This is a genomic window from Parabacteroides faecis (genome assembly GCF_014647375.1).
GTDB classification, from domain to species: domain Bacteria; phylum Bacteroidota; class Bacteroidia; order Bacteroidales; family Tannerellaceae; genus Parabacteroides; species Parabacteroides faecis.
Window position 1 is genome coordinate 238,804 of the sequence record NZ_BMPB01000011.1, and the last position, 18,971, is coordinate 257,774.

The 18,971-nt window shown below is 40.6% G+C and carries 11 protein-coding genes; 8 read left to right on the forward strand and 3 right to left on the reverse strand.

The window, feature by feature from the left end; translation table 11 throughout:
- Positions 1-163: 163 nt before the first annotated feature.
- The 8 genes from IEY67_RS17135 (at position 164) to IEY67_RS17170 (ending at position 13,286) form a co-directional block, all read left to right on the forward strand.
- Positions 164-3,487, forward strand: a complete 3,324-nt coding sequence (locus tag IEY67_RS17135; protein WP_229801109.1) for a TonB-dependent receptor — start codon at positions 164-166, stop codon at positions 3,485-3,487.
- 16 nt (positions 3,488-3,503) lie between these two features.
- Positions 3,504-5,315, forward strand: a complete 1,812-nt coding sequence (locus tag IEY67_RS17140; protein WP_122374542.1) for a RagB/SusD family nutrient uptake outer membrane protein — start codon at positions 3,504-3,506, stop codon at positions 5,313-5,315.
- 70 nt (positions 5,316-5,385) lie between these two features.
- A complete protein-coding gene (locus IEY67_RS17145) occupies positions 5,386-6,606 on the forward strand; it encodes a glycosyltransferase WbsX family protein (RefSeq protein WP_122374541.1) in 1,221 nt (406 codons plus the stop codon).
- Between the two features lie 5 nt (positions 6,607-6,611).
- A complete protein-coding gene (locus IEY67_RS17150; protein WP_183671783.1) occupies positions 6,612-7,808 on the forward strand; it encodes a glycosyltransferase WbsX family protein in 1,197 nt (398 codons plus the stop codon).
- On the forward strand, positions 7,798-10,437 hold the full coding sequence (locus IEY67_RS17155; RefSeq protein ID WP_183671782.1) for a glycosyl hydrolase: 2,640 nt from the start codon (positions 7,798-7,800) through the stop codon (positions 10,435-10,437). Before IEY67_RS17150 ends, IEY67_RS17155 begins: the two co-directional genes overlap by 11 nt.
- The gene (locus tag IEY67_RS17160) at positions 10,397-10,858 is read left to right on the forward strand and encodes a glycosylhydrolase-like jelly roll fold domain-containing protein (protein WP_183671781.1); all 462 of its coding nucleotides are present in this window, start codon (positions 10,397-10,399) and stop codon (positions 10,856-10,858) included. The genes IEY67_RS17155 and IEY67_RS17160 overlap by 41 nt, the downstream gene beginning before the upstream one ends.
- A 22-nt stretch (positions 10,859-10,880) precedes the next feature.
- Positions 10,881-12,074: a glycosyltransferase WbsX family protein gene (locus IEY67_RS17165; protein ID WP_183671886.1), complete on the forward strand. Its 1,194-nt coding sequence runs from the start codon at positions 10,881-10,883 to the stop codon at positions 12,072-12,074.
- A gap of 93 nt (positions 12,075-12,167) precedes the next feature.
- Positions 12,168-13,286, forward strand: coding sequence for a glycoside hydrolase family 99-like domain-containing protein (locus IEY67_RS17170; protein ID WP_229801110.1), 1,119 nt, complete (start codon positions 12,168-12,170; stop codon positions 13,284-13,286).
- Between the two features lie 462 nt (positions 13,287-13,748).
- Here the strand turns inward: IEY67_RS17170 and thrC are convergent, their stop codons facing one another.
- The 3 genes from thrC to thrA form a co-directional block, all read right to left on the reverse strand.
- Entirely contained in the window at positions 13,749-15,062 is a 1,314-nt protein-coding gene (gene thrC, locus IEY67_RS17175; RefSeq protein WP_183671779.1) for a threonine synthase, read from the reverse strand.
- Positions 15,059-16,261: a cofactor-independent phosphoglycerate mutase gene (locus IEY67_RS17180; RefSeq protein WP_183671778.1), complete on the reverse strand. Its 1,203-nt coding sequence runs from the start codon at positions 16,259-16,261 to the stop codon at positions 15,059-15,061. Before IEY67_RS17180 ends, thrC begins: the two co-directional genes overlap by 4 nt.
- Before the next feature lie 104 nt (positions 16,262-16,365).
- Entirely contained in the window at positions 16,366-18,807 is a 2,442-nt protein-coding gene (gene thrA, locus IEY67_RS17185; protein WP_122354097.1) for a bifunctional aspartate kinase/homoserine dehydrogenase I, read from the reverse strand.
- Positions 18,808-18,971: the final 164 nt, after the last annotated feature.

An 18,971-nucleotide genomic window follows, 5' to 3' on the forward strand; every position in this document is an offset into this window, starting at 1 on the left:
GAATGAAATGAACTAACTGAGAGAAACCTGTTTGGCGACAGGTTCGTTTCAAATCATTTTTTCCTTAAAAAAAGTACACAAAGTTATGCAAAAATTATCTATTACCCAATTTCTATGGGTGACAAAGTCACTTGGGTTAACCTTAAAAAAGATTCCATTGGTTATGAAACTGTTTTTTGTCTTTTTGATAAGTTCAATTAGCTTACTACATGCCTCTGGTAGCTATGCACAAACTGCCCGGATTAGTTTGGATACTAAAAATCAAACAGTGCAGGAAGTCTTGGAACAGATAGAAGCTAAAAGTAATTTTTCTTTCTTTTATAACAATCGTCATGTCGATTTGAATCGTAAAGTATCGGTATCTGTCGATGATGCTGATATATTTAAAATACTGGATACCGTTTTTTCCGGGACCAATGTCGGTTATTCAGTTGTGGAAAATCGAATTGTGTTGTCTGTAAAATCGTCAAATCCTATTATATCCCAAAAAGGGAAGAAGATTACAGGGACGGTGGTCGATGCTGCGGGTATCCCTATTATCGGAGCAAATGTAATGGTCAAAGGAACGACCAATGGTGCTGTAACGGATATAGACGGACATTTTTCTTTAAATGTAGAAAAGGGAGACTTGCTGGAGATCTCTTATATCGGCTATCTTTCATCTGAAATAAAGATTGGTAATGAACAGTCGTTGGCTGTTACATTAAAAGAAGATACCAAAACATTGGATGAAGTGGTAGTTGTCGGATATGGTACACAGAAAAAAGGAAACTTGACAGGATCTATCGCAACGGTTAAAAGCGAAGAAATGACCGTTGCTCCGGTTTCCAGTACTATAAATAGTTTAGGTGGTAGATTACCCGGATTAGTCTCTCAGCAGGCAAGCGGACAACCTGGGGCGGACCAGGCAACTATAAAAGTGCGTGGATTTGCGGATAATGCTATTTGGATCGTGGACGGAATAGAAACTGATTTTAACCGGGTCGATCCGAATCAGATCGAGTCTATCAGTATATTGAAAGATGGTTCCGCTTCAATTTATGGAGCTCGTGCCGGTAATGGTGTTATTTTGGTAACCACAAAGAGAGGTGTTGTCCAAAAGCCGACCATTGCTATTAATTCATCCATTACTTTTCAAGGTATTACTACTATGCCTAAACCTGTATCTTCGGGTGATTATGCTACTTTGAAACGGGAAGAGTGGCTTCAGTCCGGTAAACCGGAATCGACTGCTCCCTATACGGAAGAACAGATACAGAAGTTCTATGACGGTACGGATCCGCAGTATGTAAATACAGATTGGTATAACGAATTGATCAGAAACTGGTCTCCGTTGAACCAGCATAATATATCGGTACGCGGAGGTAGTGAGAAGATTAAATATTATGGTTTTTTGGGCTATTTAGGCCAGGAATCTATTTGGAAAAATAATGGTGGAGATTATAAGCGTTATAATTTACAGTCGAATATCGATGCCAACATCACAGATCAGCTATCGTTGCAGTTGGACTTGTCTTTCATAAAATCTGATAATATGACGACAGTTCGTGGCCAGTCCGCAGGGGAAAATACGGTTTGGCAGGATTTTTGGAATACGTTGCCTATTTATCCGGCTCATTTGCCAGATCCGACGAGAATCTCTTATGCTGATGGAAAGGGAACAGGGGGTGCACATGTTACATCCAATACTGATTTATCCGGATATACCAAAGATGAAAAGCTTACTTTAACCGGTACAATCGCTTTAAAATATAATATTAAATGGGTAAAGGGACTCTCTGCTAAATTCTTTGTTAATTATTATGACGATATTAAATTCCAGAAGAGATTTAACAGACCATCTTCCTTTTATAGATATGATGTGGCGAGTGATACATATATCAGTGCAGGAGGATTGGGAAATTCGGCCCAATTATCACAACGGGATGATCGGAGTAAGATGCTGACCAGGCAGTTCTCTGTTAATTATGATAATACGTTGGCAGAAGATCATACCTTGTCTGTTTTGGCTCTGTATGAAGCGATTGATTATTCGGGAAACTGGATGTCAGCAAGTAGAGAAGATATGCTGACTCCTTCCATTGAGGAATTATTTGTCGGTAATACTGAAACAATGAAAAATGACGGAGCCTCATCGGAGATGGGACGTAAGAGTTTTGTCGGAAGATTCAATTATTCCTATAAGAATAAATATTTGTTGGAAACAACATTAAGAGCGGATGCCTCGGCTAAGTTTGCTCCCGGACACAGATGGGGCTTTTTCCCGAGTGCTTCATTAGGGTGGAGAATCACAGAGGAATCCTTTATGGAAAATGCTAAATCTGTATTGGATGACTTAAAGGTTAGGGCAAGTTACGGACGTTCAGGTAATGATGCTGTGGGTAACTTCCAGTATCTATCCGGTTATAAGCTGAATGGATATTATCTGTTGGGAGATAAAAGTATGTCCGGTATTGTGACAACAGGCTTGGCTAATCCTATTTTGTCCTGGGAAAAATTTGAAATATGGAATGTCGGTCTGAATTATTCATTCCTGAATCAGTTGATTTATGGAGAAGGGGATGTTTTCTACCGGAAGAGATCAGGTATCCCGGCTAAACGCTCTATGAGTTTGTCTCCTACATTTGGTGCTAGTTTTCCTGATGAGAATCTTAATAGTATGACAGATAGAGGTTTTGAATTTATTGTCGGTAGTTCAAAAAACTTTAAAGATTTCAGCTATAACATCAGCGGTAATATTTCGTGGTCCAGAGCAAAATGGGATCATTATGAAGAGCAGATGTATACAGATCCTGACCAGAAAAGGATAAATCAGAAGTCCGGACAATGGATAGACAGACAATTTGGATACGTATCGGACGGATTGTTTACTTCTCAGGAAGAAATTGATAATTTGGGTTTTGATCAGGATAATAAGCAAAATGCATCTTTACGGCCGGGAGATATTCGCTATGTAGATGTAAACGGCGATAAAGTGTTGGACTGGAAAGACCAGGTTGAGATAGGTAAAGGAACGATGCCTCATTGGATGTATGGACTGAATGTCGATCTGAAATATAAAGATTTTGATTTTGCGGCTCTTTTCCAGGGTGCTTTCGGATATAACAGCAATATCACATTATGGCATAATACATTAACATTCCCACAGGAGCTGTATGATCTTCGTTGGTGTGAACAAAATAATGTATCTGATGCTCTTTATCCTCGTTTAGGTGGTGCTGCTACCAATGGTTATACATCTGATTATTTTTATAAAAAAGCAGGTTATTTACGTCTGAAATCGTTGGCTATTGGATATAATTTGCCCAAAGAGCTTTGTACGAAATTATTTATAAAGCAATGCAGAGTCTATTTTGCAGGTACCAATTTGTTGACATTCGATAAGTTAAGAAAATATCATATTGACCCGGAGGCCCCTTCCGGACAAGGCGGATATTATTATCCTCAACAAAAAACTCTTTCTGTAGGTGTTAATTTGTCATTCTAATAAAAAGTCTAATCGTATGAAAAAAATATTTTTGTCATTAATGATAATCGCTTCATCTTTTGTTTCCTGTTCAGATGTTCTGGACAAAACTCCATTAGATATCATCTCTGATGAAGCTGTATGGAATGATGAAGCTTTGATTGAAGCTTATTTAGTTCAATGTTACTATCACATGTCTTATTTTGGAAATGAAAGTGGTGGTGCAGGTTGGCAAGGTGATGGCTATTTCCCTGCATTCGTTGTGAACCATGTTTCTGATGAATGTTTGTCTCAATGGAGAGATTGGGGAGAAGCTATGACCGGATATAATTATAAGTTTGGCGGACTAAAAATTGATGGTGGTTTGTTGGACTGGTGGGGATATGATCCTATCCGTAAAATCAATGAATTTATAGAAAAAGTCCCGGAATCTCCGTTAAATCAGGATCTTAAAGGTACTCGAGTTGCAGAAGCTCGTTTTTTGAGAGCTTTTTCTTATTTTGCCATGGCAAAACGTTATGGTGGTGTTCCCTTGATTTTGAAAGCGCAGCAGTTGACTGATCCGGAGGAAGAATTATATCCTAAACGGGATACGGAAGAAGCCGTCTATAATTTTATTATATCTGAAACAAGTGAAATAGCTAATGAATTGCCGGAAGAGGCCGGAAGCGGAAACCTGGGACGTGCAACGAAATATGCTGCTTTGGCTTTGAAGTCGCGGGCAGCTTTATACGCTGCAAGTATTGCACAGTTCGGTAAGGTGCAATTGGATGGAGTAGTGGGAATCCCTGCAGAAAAGGCAAAGGATTTTTATCAGATATCTTATGATGCTTCCAAGGAGATCATAAATAGCGGAAAATTTGCTTTATATGATCAGGATGCGGATAAAGTAACAAACTTTAAAAATATATTTTTAGTTAAAAATAATAGTGAGGTTATCTTTGCAAAAAGACACGATAGTTCAAACGGTTTGATAACAGGTGGAAATGGATGGGCTGTTGATTTCTTTCAGTGTCCTCGTCCCCAGGGTTGGAACAGAGGTAACCTGGACGGTCCTTATCTGGAGTTAGTGGAAGATTTTGAGTATGTGGATGGTACTCCCGGAAAACTGAACCGTTCAGAAGTGGAGAATGGTCTGTGGACTATGGATAAGTTGTGGGGGAAAAAGGATCCTCGTTTCTTTGCAACGATATATACACAGGAAACTCCGTGGAAAGGTAGCTTTGTGGACTACCATAATGGCTTGCTTTTACCGGATGGGACGATTATGACGAAGGATTCTTACAAGGGAGTGTTATGTACAGGCGATCAGGATCTGGAAGGTACTTGTTTTGGTGTAATGAAATATTTGGATGAATCTCATGATAATATGGCAGGAACAGAGTCTGCATGGGCTACTTCTTCCCAGGATTTCTTATTATTCCGTTATGCGGAAACCTTACTGAATTTAGCGGAAGCTGCTTATGAATTAGGTAAGAATGGTGAAGCTTTGGATGCTATCAATCAGATACGGGAACGTGCCGGAATTGCCTCGCTGAAAGAGATCAGCCAGGATAAGATACGTCATGAAAGAAAAGTCGAACTGGCATTTGAAGGACACCGGTATTGGGATGTCAGACGTTGGAGAACTGCAACCACTGAATTATCAAGAAGTTTTTCTGGTCTTCGATATATATTAGACTATTCTAGTTATACAGATGATGAGAAAAAATATAAACTGGAAATTCTGGATAATATCGACGGAAGTGTTTCTACACCGTTGTTCAAAGAGGAAAATTATTATTTGCCTATAACTTTGAGCAGAACGTCTAGCAATCCTAATATGGTAGAAAATCCAGGATATAAATAAATTTAATAAAAACGGTCAGTTTCAGGTAATGGATCTGGACTGATCGTTTTTATGAAAGAAAAAATAAGATATGAATCTAAAAGTAATTATTTGTTTGATTATGCTGGCTTTTACTGCAACGGGTATGAGTCAGGCGAAAGATGTAAGTGATGAAATTACAGTAGCGTGCTATTATTTCCCTAATTATCATACACGTGATACTACCGATTTGCGTATTAGCCGTCAGCATTTTGAAAACTGGTCGGAATGGGAGTTGGTAAAGCATGCCAAACCTCGCTTTGATGGTCATTATCAGCCTAAAGTACCAGCATGGGGATATACTGACGAAAAAGACCCCAAAGTGATGGAGCAGAAAATACAGGCTGCATCGACGCATGGTATCGATGTGTTTATTTTCGATTGGTATACCTATGAGGGGAAACCTTTTTTAAACCGTTGTCTGGATGAAGGTTTTCTTCACGCATCGAATACTGATTCCATTAAATTTGCTCTTATGTGGGCAAACCACGACTGGATGGAATTATATCCTTATACTGCTGGTGATAAACATGATTATTTATATAACGGAAAGGTTACCTCTGAAATGTTCGATCGTATTGGTGATAATTTGATCGAGCAATATTTTACTAAGTCAAATTATTGGTTGATAGATGGGAAGGCTTATTTCTCTATTTATGATATTCAAAATTTTATTAATAGTTTCGGTTCTTTGGAAGCTACGATAAAAGAAATGAAAAAATTAGATCGGAAAGCTATTGATGCCGGATTGAAGGGGATACATTGGAATTTGGTAGCTTGGAGTACGGCAATTTTGCCCGGTCAGGATGCTCCGCTGAACAATAGAGAATTATTAGAAAAGTTGAAGTTCGATTCTGCGACTTCTTATGTCTGGATTCATCATGTCGGATTGCCGCAGGTTGAAACCGATTTTAATTATGTCAGGGATAAATACCTGGAACATTGGGATAATGCCGTGAAAGATTATGGAGTTCCTTATTATCCGAATGTAACTATGGGATGGGATCCAAGTCCGAGAACGAATCAGGAGAAGGAGTGGAGTGGTAGTAATTATGGCTATCCTTATACGAACACGATGTCGAATAATACTCCGGCAAATTTCAAAAAAGCTTTACAAATGACCCGGGATAGATTATTGGCAGACCCTGATGGCCCGCGTATTTTAAATATCAATTGTTGGAATGAATGGACGGAAGGTAGTTATCTGGAACCCGATACGAAAAACGGAATGTCCTATCTGGAAGCTGTAAAAAGTGTTTTTAATAAAGAATAGAAAATATGAAAAATCGATTGTGTTTATTATTTGTGTTTTTGTGTTGCTCGATCCTTTTGTTTGGACAAGGAAAGAAGCAGAAGTATGATATCGCAGCATTTCTCTATCCGGCGTATGCTTCTGACGATCCGCGTTTACGTCCGTTCTGGCCGATGGGAATAGGTGAGTGGGAGACTGTTATGACAATGCAAAAGAGAAATCCCGGACATTATTGGGACCGCAAACCTTTGTGGGGATATATTAATGAAGCAGATCCTTCGGTTATGTCGATGGAGATAGAACAGGCAACAAAGCATGGTGTAAATGTTTTTATTTTTGACTGGTATTGGTATGACGGTCGTCCGTTTATGGAGACGACTTTGGATAATGGTTTCCTCAAAGCTGATAATGTGGATAAAATGCAGTTCTACCTGATGTGGGCAAACCATGATGTGGTGAATGTCTGGGATACCCGCCTGGCCAGAGTCAAAGAAGATAATGTGATCTGGACCGGCAAAGTGGACCGTCAGGAGTTTGAAAAGATCTGCAAACGTAATATCGAGAAATATTTCAAACATCCTCAATATTATAAGATAGACGGAAAACCTGTTTTTATGATTTATGATATACCACAGTTAATAGCAGGTTTGGGAGGAGTCGAAGAAACAGCAGATGCTTTGGAATGGTTTAAGAAGGAAACGAAAAAGGCAGGGTTTCCCGGACTAGAGTTGCAGATAACGATGTGGTCCATTAATATGAACTATAGTGGGTTCGATGCTGGAAAAACAACGAATCCGGAGAATTCATTCGTAAAGAAATTAGGATTCACTAGCGGTACTCATTATCAGTTTGCCCATTTTACGAATGTAAATGAAGATTATAATGTCATTATGGATGCGGTTGAAAAAGAATGGGAACGCATTGATTCTTCTTATGACTTTACTTATTATCCTCATATAAGTGTGGGATGGGATAATAGTCCCCGTACAGGTGTAAGTGCAGTTGTGAAGAATAATACACCCGAAAATTTTGAAAAAGCACTTCGTCGTGCTAAAGCTTTTGCCGACCGGCATCCGAAACAAAAGCCATTGATAACGATAAATAGTTGGAATGAATGGACAGAAACTAGCTATTTGATGCCTTGTGATATGTTTGGGTACGGCTATTTGGAAGCGGTTAAACGGGTATTTGTGGATTTAAATGAATTATCAAATGAAAAATAAATATTGGGGAGGGGTTATAGCTCTTCTTATTCTTGCATTTGTTAATGTACAATGTGACTCTAGTGTAAGATTTATTGGAGATACATTAGAAGAAGGATTTAAATCACCTCCTAAAGGTGCGAATCCGGGAGTTTATTGGTACTTTATGGATGGAAATCTTTCGAAGGAAGGGATAACGAAAGATTTGGAATCAATGGTTCAGGTGGGAATTTCTCATGCAATCTTTCTTGAAGTAAATGCTGGAGTTCCTCGTGGAAAAGTTGATATGCTCAGTCCGGAATGGATGGACATATTTAAACATATGGTTTCAGAAAGCGAAAGGTTAGGAGTGCGTTTATCCATTGCCACCGGACCGGGATGGGCTGGAACTGGTGGACCATGGGTGGATGTAGAAGAATCCATGCAACATCTGGTAGCTAGTACGGTGGTGGTAAATGCTTCTGACATATCCGGTGTTATCCTTCCTAAACCTGTTGCGAGAAAACGCTTTTATGGCGATTTTGTGTTTACACCGGAACAGAGGAAAGATTGGGAAAATTTTTATGAAGATGTAGCGGTATTGGCCTTCCCTACGCCGGAAGGAGATGAAACGATTGTGGATACAGATGAAAAGGCTCTTTATGGCAGACATCCTTTTAGTTCCATGTTTGGTGTAAAACAATTTTTACCAACATCTGCTTCTTATCCTGAAGCGGAAGGATCGGTTGTGAATCCTGCAGATATGATAGATCTTACCTCCCGATTGAGGGCAGATGGTTCCATTGAAGGAACGCTTCCGGAGGGCAGGTGGACTATTATGCGATTTGGAGTACGTAATACGGGCGCCGTTACGAGTCCGGCTCCGGCTCCCGGATTAGGTTTTGAAACGGATAAAATGGATACAACAGCCATATCTCATCATTTGAATAATTTTGTAGGGGAAATATTTCGTTATGCTGGTTTTCAAAAAAGAACATCACGGTCTCCTTATGGTGGTCTGGCTATGCTTCATTTTGATAGTTGGGAGATGGGATCGCAGAACTGGACTTCTAAGTTCCGTGAAGAATTTAAACAACGGAGAAAGTATGATCCACAACCATTTTATCCGGCATATACAGGTGTTATTGTTGGTAGTCGTGAATTAACAGAAAGGTTTTTATGGGATTTGCGTAAAACAATACAAGAACTGATACTGGAAAATCATCTTGGATATATTAGGCAATATGCTCACGAATATGGGTTGGGATTATCGATAGAGCCTTATGATATGACCCCTGTTGCAGATTTAGAACTTGCAGCAGCAGCAGATGTTCCTATGTGTGAATTTTGGAGGGCTGGATTTGGTTTTAATACGACCTTCAGTTTGATGGAGGCAACTTCTGTGGCACATCTCAAAGGACAGCCTGTTGTTCCTGCCGAAAGTTTTACGGCTCTTAATGATGGCTGGGATTTGTATCCTGGTCAGTTGAAGAATCAGACAGACTGGGCTTTAGCATCAGGTGTTAATCGGATGATGTTTCATACTTTTGTACATCAATGTTTTCCTGATAGTGTAAAGCCTGGGATGACGATGGGGGGGATTGGAGTTCAATGGAACCGTAATCAAACCTGGTGGGAGATGAGTAAAGCGTATCATGATTATCTTTCCCGTTCTCAGTTTTTATTGCAACAGGGACGTACCGTTTCAGATATTCTTTATTTCTGCCCGGAAGGAAATCCTCATGTATTTAAAGCGCCGGTTTCGGCTTATAATAAACCGGATTCTGCTTATGATGTTCTTTATATTCATGCTAATACGACTTTTGAAAAAAGGTCGGCTTCAGAAAATCAGGATGTAAATATTCTTCCGGATAAGAGAGGGTATGCTTTTGACGCATGTCCGCCTAGTCTTTTATATAAAGCAACGGTGAAAGATGGGCGAATTATATTTCCTAGTGGAGCTGAGTATAGTATACTGGTATTACCCAATTGGGAGACAATGACACCGGATATACTCAAAAAAATAAAAGAGTTGGTAATAGGTGGAGCCACAGTTGTCGGTATGCCACCTAAAAAGTCTCCGAGCTTACAGAATTATCCTCAATGCGATAACGAAATTAAAGCATTAGTAAAGGATATTTGGGGAGAGGGAGAAATGCCCATAACTGTAGGAAAACGTATGGTTGGAAAAGGACAGATTATTTGGGGACAAGATCTTATAAAGAATCAGGATAATTTGTATCCGGATTATGATTGTACAGCAAGTATACTTTCTGATATGAATATTCCGGAAGATTTTACCTCTAATGGGGCTTTACGATATACACATCGTACAGTGGCCGAATATGACATTTATTTTGTTTCCAATCGCTCAGGAAAGAAAATTCAAACAGATTGTATTTTTCGTGTAGATAATAAAATTCCGGAATTGTGGGATGCTGTGACTGGGGAAATTAGGGATCTGAAATCTTTTTCAACAAAAGATGGACAGACGATTGTTCCGATGCAGTTCGATATAGATCAGAGTTTTTTTGTGGTGTTTCGTAAAAAGGGAGAACCATCTTCTGGAAAAAGTAATTTCTCTTCGTTTACTACAGTTTTAACCCTGGATAAACCATGGTCTGTTTCCTTTGATCCGAGTAAGGGGGGGCGCAGAAAAGGTTGTATTTGATAAGCTTACAGATTGGAGTACAAATGAAAATGATAGTATTAAGTTTTATTCTGGTACAGGGGTATATCGTCAAACATTTGATATGAAAAATATCTCGGATAAACAATATTATCTTCATTTAGGTGAAGTAAATGTTATTGCTAAAGTTTGGCTTAATAAAAAAGAGATAGGAACTGTTTGGACATATCCGTGGCAGCTTAATATTAGTGATTATATTAAACTAGGAGAAAATCAACTAGAAATAGAGGTCATTAATCCTTGGGTTAATAGATTAATAGGTGATAAGGTTTTATCTGATGGGGGTGTACAGAAACATTATACCAGTACTACCTACCAGCCTTACAATAAAGAATCTCCTTTGTTAAAATCCGGTTTGCTAGGTCCCGTGAGAATTCTAGAGGTTGTAGAAAAAAGTAATTAAATTGTGTTTTTGTATGAGGTATATGTTTAAAAAAATAGGAAATCTGAGAAATCAGTTATATTTATTATTTGTTTTTTTATGTTGTCCGATCTTTGTCTTTGGAGGGGGAAATAAGCAAAAGTATGATATTGCAGCTTATATCTGGCCTGCTTATCAGGATGATCCGCGCTTTAAGGAGATGGGTGTTTTCCCGGATGGAAAGGGAGAATGGGAAGCTATCTATAAGGCAAAACCGAAATTTGAAGGGCATCGCCAACCCAGGGTTCCTCTGTGGGGATATTTGGATGAGGCGGATCCGAAAGTTCAGGAGAAAGTTATCGATACAGCGCTTGAATATGGAGTTAACACATTTATATTTGACTGGTATTGGTATGATGACAAGCCTTTTTTGGAGAGGGTCTTGAATGATGGTTTCCTGAAAGCCGGGAATAATGAAAAAATGAATTTCTATTTAATGTGGGCTAATCATACACATACTACTTATCTGGATCCTAAGGAGCCGGATAAAAGTAAAGTGTTTTGGAAGGGAGAAGTGGATTTTGATATTTTTGATCGTTTTACGGATCACGTTATCAAGGACTATTTTATGAAGCCTAATTATTATAGAATAGATGGAAAACCGGTGTTTGCTATTTATGAACTGGGTACATTCATTAATGGTTTGGGTGGCATGGAAGAAGCAAAGAAAGCATTAGACCATTTTAGAGAGAAATGTATGAAAGCAGGCTTGCCAGGTGTTCATTTGCAGGCTATTTTGTGGGGTGCCCTTCCGGCAACATTATCGGCTGTTCCGGGAGATAAGTCGGAGACTCAGGAGAATACAGTTAAATATTTAGGTTTTAATAGTTTGACCAATTATCAATGGTGCCATTTTGTCCCGGCTAATCAGGATTATGCCTCCTGGGGAGAAAAAGCTGTTTCCAAATATAAAGAATTCAGTGAAAATTTTTCTATCCCTTATTTTCCACATGTCTCTATTGACTGGGATAATAATCCTCGTTTCCCTGGTGGTCCACAGCCTGCTGTATCAGGGGTTACACCTCAAAAATTTGAGAAATTCCTTTACAAAGCCAAAGAGTTTGTGGATAAACATCCGGATCAGACTCCTTTAGTAACGATCAATGCCTGGAATGAATGGGGAGAAGGAAGTTACCTGGAACCGGATACAGAATATGAATATGGCTTTTTAGAAGCTATAAAAAAGGTTTTTAAATAATGTTATACATAATTGCTTTATTTCTTTAAATTTAAGTATATGAAAAATTTATTTATTATCATTTTAGCTTCTGTGTGTTTGAGCAGTTGCGGGATGAAAAAGGAAGAAAAAAAGTACTATGACATTGCTGCATATGTATGGCCGGCCATGTTTAACGAACCTCGTTATGCCGAACTCGGAATTTTCAAGGACGGTAACGGAGAGTGGGAGGCTATATACAATTCGAAACCTAAGTATGAAGGTCACCGACAACCCCGCGTGCCGCTGTGGGGGTATCTGGATCAGTCTGATCCTAAAACACAGGAGAAAAATATTGAGACGGCAATTGAGTATGGTGTCAATGTATTTATCTTCGACTGGTATTGGTATGAGAACAGACCGTTCCTGGAAGATGTCCTTAATAAGGGGTTTTTGAAAGCAGAGAACAGGGAAAAAATCAAGTTTTACCTTATATGGGCCAATCACGACGCGAACTCCTATTGGGATCCTAAGAACCCGGACAAGAGCCAGATCTACTGGCAGGGAGAAGTGAGTCGTGAGGAGTTCGACGGCTTTGCCGATCGTTTGATCAGCGAATACTTGAAACAGCCTAATTATTATACTATCGACGGAAAACCGGTTTTTGCTATCTATGAGATCAGCACATTTATAGATGGAATGGGGGGACAAGAGCAGGCCCGTGATGCGTTGGAAAGCTTCCGGGCAAAATGTATCGCAGCAGGCCTTCCCGGTGTACATTTCCAGGCTATAGTGTGGGGAGATATTCCGGCGACGTTAATAGGTACGCCCGGAGATGACACACCGACACAGGATAATACCCTCAATTATTTAGGTTTTGAGAGTCTAACAAATTATCAATGGGTTCACTTTGTTCGTCCAAACGAGGATTATCAGACTTATGGTGAAAAGGCGGTGGCTAAATATGGGGAGTTCGACAAGGATTTTAGTAGTCCTTATTTTCCGCATGTCTCAATAGACTGGGATCCCAGCCCTCGTTTTGAGGTCGCTACTCCCGAACATCTTACAGGTGTAACCCCAGAGAAGTTCGAAGGGTTTCTTCGTGTTGCGAAAGAATATGTAGATGCTCATCCTAACCAGCCGCCGTTGATAACTATCAACTCATGGAACGAGTGGTCGGAGGGCAGCTATTTGGAACCCGATGCGGAATTCGGCTACGGATATTTAAAAGCGATAAAAAAAGTTTTTAAATAGCTCCTTACACAAGCTATATAGATTCAAGACCTGTTTCGAATAAAACCGAAACAGGTCTTTTTTGTAATGTTAAAAAACAAAATAGATAAGGGCTCAATCTATTTACTTCTACTTATAGTGAAGATCAATGTATCGGTTGTATTTTTTCAAAGATACATTTTGCGATATAGAATAACAGTAAAAAAGGATATACTGCAACATCCATGGCAATGAATAATACGTATTTCATTTCAGTCTTATTTAAATTTTATATGTAAGACAGAAATCTGTCAAAAACCCCTATCGGTATAAGACATTATTTCTTACTTTTCTTTAAGATGCTCAGAAAGATAAAAAAGCTGCATCCTGCATTCTATTGGATGTAATTATTTATGAATTAGTCTTTGTGGAAGGAAAATTTTAGGATGGGTGAAATGTCCCTCCCGGTAATAACCCAAAGGGACATTTTACTTTTATATTCTGTTATTGGGCCATCAGGTAAGACTTGAATGTTTCAAAATCTTTACTGAGCTCAATACTTTGTTTTGTGCCCTGCATGAAAGCCTTCAACTTAGCCGGGATTTCTATATCTGTTTCCAGAATACGGTCGACGGTTCCTTTAAACTTAGCCGGATGGGCTGTCTCAAGGAAAAGACCGGTCTCGTTTGCATCAAGTCCGTTCTGTATCAAAGCTTGGAAACCACAAGCCCCATGCGGGTCGAGCAGATATCCGTCATTTTTATATACATATCTGATCGTATGTTCGATCTCTTCATCGGTAAAGCGGTATCCGTTGATGCGCTGGCATATTTCTTTATGTTTATCGTTATAGATATCGAACAAATCCATGATACGGGCAAAGTTACTCGGATCGCCGACATCCATGGCGTTTGCTATGGTTGCAACAGAAGGATGTGGAGTGTAAACACCTGTTTTCAGATATTCGAGGAATACATCGTTGCGATTATTGGCGGCAATAAAGCGCTTAACAGGCAATCCCATCCAGTTTGCGAAAAGACCGGCAGTGATATTTCCAAAGTTACCGCTGGGGACAGATATCACCAGATTATCCGCTTTACCTATTTTATCTAATTGTGCATATGCATTGAAATAGTAAAACGATTGCGGCAGGAAACGAGCTACATTGATCGAATTGGCAGAGGTCAGTCTCATGTGACGGTTCAATTCATCATCCATAAAAGCTGATTTTACCAATGCCTGGCAATCATCGAAAGTACCGTCTATTTCCAGGGCTGTGATGTTTTGTCCGAGTGTTGTGAACTGGCATTCCTGAATCGGGCTTACTTTTCCTTTCGGATAAAGTACATACACATGGATACCCGGCACACCTAAAAATCCGTTGGCTACGGCACTTCCGGTATCTCCTGAAGTGGCAACCAGTACATTGACCTGCTTCAAGCCTTCTTTCTTAATGAAATATCCCAACAAACGTGCCATAAAACGGCCGCCAACATCTTTGAATGCAAGTGTCGGACCGTGAAAAAGCTCAAGGCTATAAATGTTTTCACTGACGTTTACTACCGGCGTTTCAAATGACAACGTATCTTTTACGATTTCGTTTAATGTCTCCGTTTCAATATCTTCACCGAAGAAAGCTTGTGCTACTGTACAGGCTATTTCGTGAAAAGACTGATTCTTCATATTCTTGATTGTCGCTTCATCCAGACGGACAATACGCTCGGGCATATATAACCCTTTGTCTCCTGCAAGGCCTTTTACAACGGCTTCTTCGAGAGTAGCCAGGGGAGCTTGTTTGTTTGTGCTGTAATATTTCATAATAATTCTCTTATAAATTCATCTTTTTCTAGTACGCCATATTTTCCGTTCAGTACACTGAACTCGTCGAAGCGGGTGACTGCATCCGGTTCCTGTCCGGGTTTATAGATCAGAAAAGGAACGGGGGTGTTGGTATGGGTACGGATCGAACAAGGGGTCGGGTGATCGGGGAGTACGGCGATAGCTACCGGTTCATCCCATTTTTGTAGTTCTTCGTAGATGATACGGATCGCCCGTTTATCCAGATATTCGATTGTTTTTATTTTCAGTTCTACATCTCCTTCGTGACCGGCTTCATCGCTTGCTTCCACGTGGAGGTAAACAAAATCGTTTGTTTTCAATGCTTCAAGGGCAGCATATGCTTTCCCTTCATAGTTTGTATCGTATAGACCGGTTGCGCCTTCCACGTTGATGACTTCCAGACCGGCATAGACTCCGATACCCCGTATTAAATCGACTGCCGAAATAACAGAACCTTTCCCGAAGCCGTACATTTCCTGCATGGTCTGCATAGCAGGACGATAACCGGGAGACCAGGGCCAAATGCTGTTTGCCGGATCTTTTCCCGCCGCTATACGTTTTAGGTTGACCGGATGATCTTTCAATAGTTCCTGCGACTTCAGGATCAGGTCATTCAACAGGTCGGCTGTCTCTTTTGCTTCCGGTGCTTCCGGTTTGATCATCAGCGGACGGAAGGGGTGGAGAGGAACATCATGGGGCGGGGTACAATCCAGCCGTTTATCGCCGTTCTTGACGACCAGCAGATGGCGGTATGAAACACCGGTATAGAATTTAACTTTGTCGGAACCAAGTTTTTCGTTGAGGTATTGGATTAGCTCGTCGGCTTCTTCGGTAGAGATATGTCCGGCAGAATGATTCTTCAGGATCTCTCCCTCAACACAAATAAGATTACAGCGCATAGCCATCTCTCCAGGTTGCAAGGTGACGCCAATGCTTGCTGCTTCCAATACGCCGCGTCCTTCATATACTTTAGGCAGGTCGTATCCCAATACGGCCATATTGGCAACTTCGCTTCCCGGATGGAATCCGTCGGCAACGGTTTTCATTTGTCCGGTGACTCCCAAGGCTGCTAGTTTGTCCATATAGGGAGTGTCTGCATATTGCATAGGGGTTTTGCCTCCTAATGCCTCGATTGGCTCATCTGCCATTCCGTCTCCTAAAATAATAATACTTTTCATCTTTATTGAGAATTAAAGAAGGTGTGGAAAAACAATAACCTATTCCGATAACCTATGTTTAATGAGGTTACCGGAATGTGGCTATAATTTAATCATCTTCGGATTTATCGAATATTAGCTATGGAAATGATATCGGCGAAAACGCCTGCCGCCGTTACATCGGCTCCGGCTCCATAACCTTTTATTATCATAGGATACTCGTGGTATCTTTCGGTAGAGATCATAATGATGTTGTTGCTGCCTTCCAGTTCGTAGAACGGGTGGTGGCTATCCACTTCCTGTAAACCGATTTCACAGGCACCTTTCTCCATCTTGGCAACAAAACGAAAACGTTTACCTTCGGCTTCCAGTTGCTGGCGTTTGCTTTCAAATCCGGCATCCAGTTCCTTTACTTTGCACCAGAAGTCGTCAAGCGAACCTTCAAAGTATTTGTCCGGAACGAACAGATTGCGTTTTACATCTTCCTGTTCAACCTTATAACCGGCTTCGCGTGCCAGGATTACCAGTTTACGCAATACATCCTTACCACTCAGGTCGATACGAGGATCAGGTTCTGAATAACCTTCTTCTTTTGCCATCAGGATCGCTTTACTGAAAGGTATATCTGCACTGAGTGTATTGAATATATAATTTAATGTACCTGAAAGAACTGCTTCCAGCTTCAGGATATGGTCACCGCTGTTTCTCAGGTCGTTCATCGTATTGATGATAGGAAGTCCGGCTCCTACGTTTGTTTCAAACAGGAATTTGATACCGCGGTGACGGGCTGTTTCTTTCAGCTTGATATAATTGCTGTAAGAAGAAGAAGCTGCGATCTTATTGGCTGCCACAACCGAAACGTTATTATAGAGTAATGTTTCATACAGGTCGGATACTGCCGGGGTTGCCGTACAATCCACAAATACGGAATTAAAGATGTTCATTTTCAGTATCTCGTCTTTCAGGTGTTCGGGAGAACTTTCTTCTCCGTTCTTCTTCAGTTCGTCGATACAGTTTTCCAGGTTCAGACCTTCACGCAGGAAAAGAGCGCGTTTACTGTTGGCGATCCCTACCACATTCAGCTTCAGACCGTTTTGTTCCATCAGTTTAGGTTGCTGAATACGTATCTGTTCCAGTAGATTACCACCCACTGTTCCTACTCCTGCAATAAACAGGTTCAATACCTTATATTGTGACAGAAAAAAGGAATCGTGGATAGAGTTCAATGCCTTGCGTAGGTATTTGAGCTTGATGACGAAAGAAATATTTGTTTCGGAAGCGCCTTGTGCACAAGCGATCACGCTGATACCTGCACTACCCAGTGTACCGAACAGTCTGCCTGCAATACCCGGTGTGCGTTTCATATTTTCTCCGACGATGGCGACTGTCGCCAGATCTTTCTCGGCAACCGTATCGTTCATGTCTCCCTGGGCACGTTCAAGGGCAAACTCTTCGTTCAGGACTTCTACTGCCAGGTCTGCATCGGCATTACGGACAGCGAAGGTCGTATTGTTTTCAGAACTTGCCTGTGATACCATAAATACACTGATACCGTTTTTAGCCAGTGTTTTAAAGATACGGTAGTTGACACCGATCACACCGACCATACCTAAACCTTGTACGGTGATCAGGCAAGTATCATTGATGGAAGAAATACCTTTGATGATGGCTTTTCCTTCTTCCTTTACTTTTTCCTTGGAGATATAAGTACCTGGTGCTTCCGGATTAAATGTATTCAGGATGCGGATAGGAATATTTTTATGATAAACCGGGTAGATCGTCGGCGGATAGATCACTTTGGCTCCGAAGTTACACAACTCCATAGCTTCGGTAAATGTCAACCGGTCGATAACGTATGCAGAACTGATCACACGTGGGTCGGCTGTCATAAAGCCGTCCACATCCGTCCAGATTTCCAGAACGGAAGCATCGAGGGCTGTAGCCAGGATAGATGCGGTATAGTCGGAACCTCCGCGTCCCAGGTTCGTTACTTCTCCGTTTTCTGTGCTCGAAGAGATAAAACCGGGAACGAGCGATACTTTCGGCAGCGGATTGAATGTCTCTTTGATCAGTTGGTTGGTTTTCTCGAAATCTACAGTATGTTTATTGAACTGTTTGATTGTCTTGATGAATTTCCGGGAGTCGAATAATTTGGCATCTTCAATCACATTGGATACGATCAAAGAAGAGATACGTTCCCCATAGCTGACAATCGTATCGGATGTCTTGACCGACAGATCATTGATCAGGTACACACCTTTGAAGATATTTCCCAGTTCGTCCAACAGGCTCATCACTTTCTTCTGTACCTCGATACGTTGCATCTTGTCCGGGATAACTCCCTGGATCACGTCCAGGTGGCGTGTTATGATTTCGGAGAATTCTCTCTCGTATCCTACATCGCCTTTGGCTGCCATGGCAGATGTTGCCAGCAGTTTGTCGGTAATGCCGCCCAATGCAGATACGACAACGATTACAGGCTCTTCAATAGCCTCTACTATCTTCTTAACACTCAGAATACTATTCACGGAACCTACGGACGTTCCGCCGAATTTCAATACTTTCATCTTTTTATAGTTGACAGTTGACAATTGACAGTTGACAATTGCCCGAAAAGGACTTTTGTAACATGTAAAAGTCAACTTGAATTATTAATATGGATAACTTGATAAAGTGAAAAAAGGATAATTGACCATTAGTGACATTTATCTGTCAACTGTCACTTGTCAAC

What these genes read in the sequence shown, in the direction of transcription:
- IEY67_RS17135 (WP_229801109.1), top strand. Translation starts at nt 164, where the DNA reads ATGAAACTGTTTTTTGTCTTTTTGATAAGTTCAATTAGCTTACTACAT.
- IEY67_RS17140 (WP_122374542.1), top strand. Translation starts at nt 3,504, where the DNA reads ATGAAAAAAATATTTTTGTCATTAATGATAATCGCTTCATCTTTTGTT.
- IEY67_RS17145 (WP_122374541.1), top strand. Translation starts at nt 5,386, where the DNA reads ATGAATCTAAAAGTAATTATTTGTTTGATTATGCTGGCTTTTACTGCA.
- IEY67_RS17150 (WP_183671783.1), top strand. Translation starts at nt 6,612, where the DNA reads ATGAAAAATCGATTGTGTTTATTATTTGTGTTTTTGTGTTGCTCGATC.
- IEY67_RS17155 (WP_183671782.1), top strand. Translation starts at nt 7,798, where the DNA reads ATGAAAAATAAATATTGGGGAGGGGTTATAGCTCTTCTTATTCTTGCA.
- IEY67_RS17165 (WP_183671886.1), top strand. Translation starts at nt 10,881, where the DNA reads ATGTTTAAAAAAATAGGAAATCTGAGAAATCAGTTATATTTATTATTT.
- IEY67_RS17170 (WP_229801110.1), top strand. Translation starts at nt 12,168, where the DNA reads ATGAAAAAGGAAGAAAAAAAGTACTATGACATTGCTGCATATGTATGG.
- thrC (WP_183671779.1), bottom strand. Translation starts at nt 15,062, where the DNA reads ATGAAATATTACAGCACAAACAAACAAGCTCCCCTGGCTACTCTCGAA.
- IEY67_RS17180 (WP_183671778.1), bottom strand. Translation starts at nt 16,261, where the DNA reads ATGAAAAGTATTATTATTTTAGGAGACGGAATGGCAGATGAGCCAATC.
- thrA (WP_122354097.1), bottom strand. Translation starts at nt 18,807, where the DNA reads ATGAAAGTATTGAAATTCGGCGGAACGTCCGTAGGTTCCGTGAATAGT.